At 51.5% G+C, this 4,006-nt stretch carries 3 protein-coding genes and 3 tRNA genes; 5 read left to right on the plus strand and 1 reads right to left on the minus strand.

Going from position 1 to position 4,006, the window contains the following annotated elements; translation table 11 throughout:
• Positions 1-194: 194 nt before the first annotated feature.
• Together murB and birA are read left to right on the plus strand one after the other, a co-directional pair.
• The gene (gene murB / locus ABLU95_RS21420) at positions 195-1,223 is read left to right on the plus strand and encodes a UDP-N-acetylmuramate dehydrogenase (RefSeq protein ID WP_218810465.1); all 1,029 of its coding nucleotides are present in this window, start codon (positions 195-197) and stop codon (positions 1,221-1,223) included.
• Entirely contained in the window at positions 1,220-2,182 is a 963-nt protein-coding gene (gene birA / locus ABLU95_RS21425) for a bifunctional biotin--[acetyl-CoA-carboxylase] ligase/biotin operon repressor BirA (RefSeq protein WP_080901933.1), read from the plus strand. The genes murB and birA overlap by 4 nt, the downstream gene beginning before the upstream one ends.
• Positions 2,183-2,208: 26 nt before the next feature.
• On the opposite strand, the gene coaA is transcribed toward birA, so the two are convergent.
• A complete protein-coding gene (gene coaA / locus ABLU95_RS21430; protein WP_032429237.1) occupies positions 2,209-3,159 on the minus strand; it encodes a type I pantothenate kinase in 951 nt (316 codons plus the stop codon).
• Between the two features lie 429 nt (positions 3,160-3,588).
• Here coaA and ABLU95_RS21435 point away from each other — a divergent pair.
• The 3 genes from ABLU95_RS21435 to ABLU95_RS21445 all read left to right on the plus strand — a co-directional run bounded on the left by ABLU95_RS21435 (position 3,589) and on the right by ABLU95_RS21445 (position 3,949).
• Positions 3,589-3,664: transfer RNA gene (locus ABLU95_RS21435), tRNA-Thr, on the plus strand.
• A 10-nt stretch (positions 3,665-3,674) separates the two neighbouring features.
• Positions 3,675-3,759: transfer RNA gene (locus tag ABLU95_RS21440), tRNA-Tyr, on the plus strand.
• Between the two features lie 115 nt (positions 3,760-3,874).
• A tRNA-Gly gene (locus tag ABLU95_RS21445) sits at positions 3,875-3,949 on the plus strand.
• The last annotated feature ends 57 nt before the right edge of the window (positions 3,950-4,006 follow it).

Raw genomic sequence — 4,006 nt, forward strand, 5'->3', positions numbered from 1 at the left:
TTTGCTGTGTGGGGTATGCCTCCCCCGGTGGCGCTGCGCTTACCGGGGCTACGGACCTTGCGGGTTCTGTTGCCCGGACCGGTACACCACATCACCACCGTTAGCGCCCCGCAATATTATTGCCTCTGTAATCAGGCAAGCCTTCCCCCGCCAGATACGGTAAACTAACGCCGATTTTGCATCAGGAAGCCACTATGAACCACTCCCTCAAACCCTGGAATACCTTTGGCATTGAGCGATCCGCCAATACGATAGTACGCGCCGAAACTGAACAACAGTTATTAAGCGCCTGGCAAACCGCTGTCGCGGCTGGCGAACCCACGCTAATCCTTGGGGAAGGCAGTAACGTCCTGTTTCTGAACGACTATGCCGGTATGGTGATCCTCAACCGAATTATGGGGATCGAGGTGAGCGAAACCCCGGATGCCTGGCGCTTGCACGTCGGCGCCGGCGAAAACTGGCATCAACTGGTGCAGTTCACGCTACAGCATGCGATGCCTGGTCTGGAAAATCTGGCATTAATCCCTGGTTGCGCAGGATCTTCGCCTATCCAGAATATTGGCGCTTACGGCGTCGAATTGCAGCGGGTTTGCGAATATGTTGACTGCATCGAGCTGGAAACGGGACGTAAACAACGCCTTTCCGCAGCGGAATGCCGTTTCGGCTATCGCGACAGCATCTTTAAACATGAATATCAGGACCGCTACGCCATCGTCGCGATTGGCCTGGCGTTAGAGAAAGCGTGGCGACCGGTGCTGAGCTACGGTGATTTAACACGTCTCGATCCGCAGACGGTCACCCCGCAGCAGGTATTCGATGCGGTCTGTCATATGCGAATGACTAAATTGCCGGATCCAAAGATTAACGGTAATGCTGGCAGCTTTTTTAAGAACCCGATCGTCAGCGCTCAGGTTGCTGAAGCGCTGCTGGCGCAGTTTCCTCATGCACCGCACTATCCGCAGGCAAACGGCAGCGTCAAGCTGGCCGCTGGCTGGCTAATCGATCAATGTCAGCTCAAAGGACAACGCATCGGCGGCGCGGCCGTGCATCGACAGCAGGCGCTGGTACTGATTAATGAAGATCAAGCGACCAGTGAGGATGTGATAAAGCTTGCCCATTACGTTCGCCAGCAGGTGGGTGCGAAATTCAATGTATGGCTTCAACCCGAGGTGCGCTTCATTGGAACGCATGGTGAAGTCAACGCAGAGGAGAGCATTGCGTGAAAGACCATACTATCCCTTTAACGCTAATTTCTATCCTTGCTGATGGTGAGTTTCACTCAGGTGAACAGCTTGGCGAGCAGTTAGGCATGAGCCGGGCGGCGATTAATAAGCATATCCAGACTTTACGCGACTGGGGCGTTGATGTGTTTACCGTACCGGGCAAGGGTTACAGCCTGCCAGAGCCTATTCATCTTTTGGATGAGAAAAAGATCTCCCAACAGATAGAGCATGGCCGAGTGACTGTCCTTCCGGTAATCGACTCCACTAACCAGTATTTGCTGGACAGACTGGATGAGCTGACGTCCGGCGATGCCTGCGTGGCTGAATATCAGCAGGCAGGGCGGGGTCGACGAGGCAGAAAATGGTTTTCCCCCTTTGGCGCGAATCTCTATCTCTCAATGTACTGGCGTCTGGAGCAGGGCCCGGCAGCGGCTATTGGCCTAAGCCTGGTGATCGGTATTGTGATCGCTGAAGTGCTGCAGCAATTCGGGGCCGAACAGGTTCGCGTGAAATGGCCGAACGATATTTATCTGCAGGATCGTAAGCTGTCAGGGATCCTCGTGGAACTGACGGGAAAAACGGGCGATGCCGCACAAATCGTCAGCGGCGCGGGTATCAACCTTGTGATGCGTCGCGTGGAGTCTGATGTCGTCAATCAGGGTTGGATCAGCCTTCAGGAAGCAGGGGTGGTCATCGATCGTAACCTCCTCGCCGCGCGCCTGATTAAAGAGCTGCGCCTGGGGCTGGAGCTGTTCGAGCAGGAAGGGTTGGCTCCTTATCTGCCGCGCTGGGAAAAACTGGATAACTTTATTCATCGTCCGGTAAAACTGATTATCGGTGATAAAGAAATTTATGGCATTTCCCGCGGTATTGACGCCCAGGGGGCGCTATTGCTGGAGCAGGATGGTGTGATAAAAGCCTGGGTCGGTGGTGAAATATCATTGCGCAGCGCAGAATAAAAAAGGGAGCTTCGGCTCCCTTTGCTTTATTTCCGTAAGCGTACCTGATTAACGGAATGATTGGCGCTCTTGGTCATAATCAGGCTGGCGCGCTCGCGGGTTGGAAGGATGTTTTCCTTGAGATTCATTAGGTTAATCTCATTCCATAGCGAGGTGGCAATATCCACCGCTTCTTCCTTCGACAGCTTGGCGTAATTATGGAAATAAGAATCCGGGTCGGTAAATGCTCCTTCCCGGAATTTAAGAAAGCGGTTGATATACCAGCTTTTCAATAATTCTTCCGGGGCATCGACATAAATAGAAAAGTCGACAAAATCCGATACGAATACATGATGCGGATCGTGTGGATAATCCATCCCACTTTGCAGAACATTCAGTCCTTCAAGAATGAGAATATCCGGTTGCGCGACAGTTTTATCGCCGTCGGGAATAACATCATAAATTAGATGGGAATAAACCGGTGCAGTTGCCTGTGGTACTCCTGATTTGAGATCGGAGACAAACTTCACCAGCCGATGCATATCATAAGATTGCGGAAAGCCTTTCTTCTTCATTAACCCACGTTCTTTCAAAACCGAGTTAGGGTGCAAAAATCCGTCAGTGGTAATGAGTTCGACATGGCGATGCTCAGGCCAACGGCTAAGCAAGGCCTGCAGTACACGGGCGGTGGTGCTTTTACCTACCGCAACGCTGCCAGCTATGCTGATTATATAGGGAATTCGCTGACCGTTGGTGCCAAGAAATTGTTCGAGAACCGCCTGACGACGCAGGTTAGAACTAATATAGAAGTTGAGCAAACGCGACAGCGGCAAATAGATCTCAGCAACCTCTTCCAGAGAGAGATCTTCGTTGATGCCTTTTAACCGCGTGATTTCTTCCTCGGTTAACGTCATCGGGACAGAATCACGAAGTGCAGCCCATTGGTGGCGGTTAAATTGTAGGTACGGTGTCATTAACGTCTGCTCTTTTTGGCTCATAAGCATGTTCTTACCATCACCGAATACGTTGAAACGGCGATGCTTCACACGAGTTAATCAGGACAATGGGCAGGAGGGTAACACCAGATTGCCGGGAATAATAAGAAAAAAACTCATTGAATGCTGCTTTCTCGCGCCAGCGTCACAAGAGAGGAATAAGTTTCTTATGCTTTGCAAAGCATGGCCTTTGCTAACAGGATTGTGCTAACGGCCTGTTGCCTTTCAGTCTGCGGTCAGCATACGTTCCGGGTAAACGTGGATGACCGAAACCGCGCCTGCTGTGCTGTTTGCTGGCGATTATTTGCACTCCGCTGTTTGAAATTACACCGTTTTTTCGCGTAAGAGCACAAAATGTGAGCAAGAGAACGTTTTATGCAAATTTTTAGTTGCATGAACTCGCTCCTCTCCCTAGAATGCGCGCTACTTGATGCCGACTTAGCTCAGTAGGTAGAGCAACTGACTTGTAATCAGTAGGTCACCAGTTCGATTCCGGTAGTCGGCACCATAACAATTTGGGTGGGGTTCCCGAGCGGCCAAAGGGAGCAGACTGTAAATCTGCCGTCATCGACTTCGAAGGTTCGAATCCTTCCCCCACCACCACTTTCTGGCGACGCTTTGCGTAGCCGGAGTTGGTTGGGTAAACTAATCAGCTCAATACTACAGAGAGCAGTCTCTTTAGTATTACAGAAAGAACTGGGTAGCCGAGTTTCAGGATGCGGGCATCGTATAATGGCTATTACCTCAGCCTTCCAAGCTGATGATGCGGGTTCGATTCCCGCTGCCCGCTCCAGACGTGCTGATATGGCTCAGTTGGTAGAGCGCACCCTTGGTAAGGGTGAGGTCCCCA

The organism is Klebsiella sp. GG_Kp146, assembly GCF_040061975.1.
In the GTDB taxonomy this organism is placed as follows: Bacteria; Pseudomonadota; Gammaproteobacteria; order Enterobacterales; family Enterobacteriaceae; genus Klebsiella; species Klebsiella quasipneumoniae.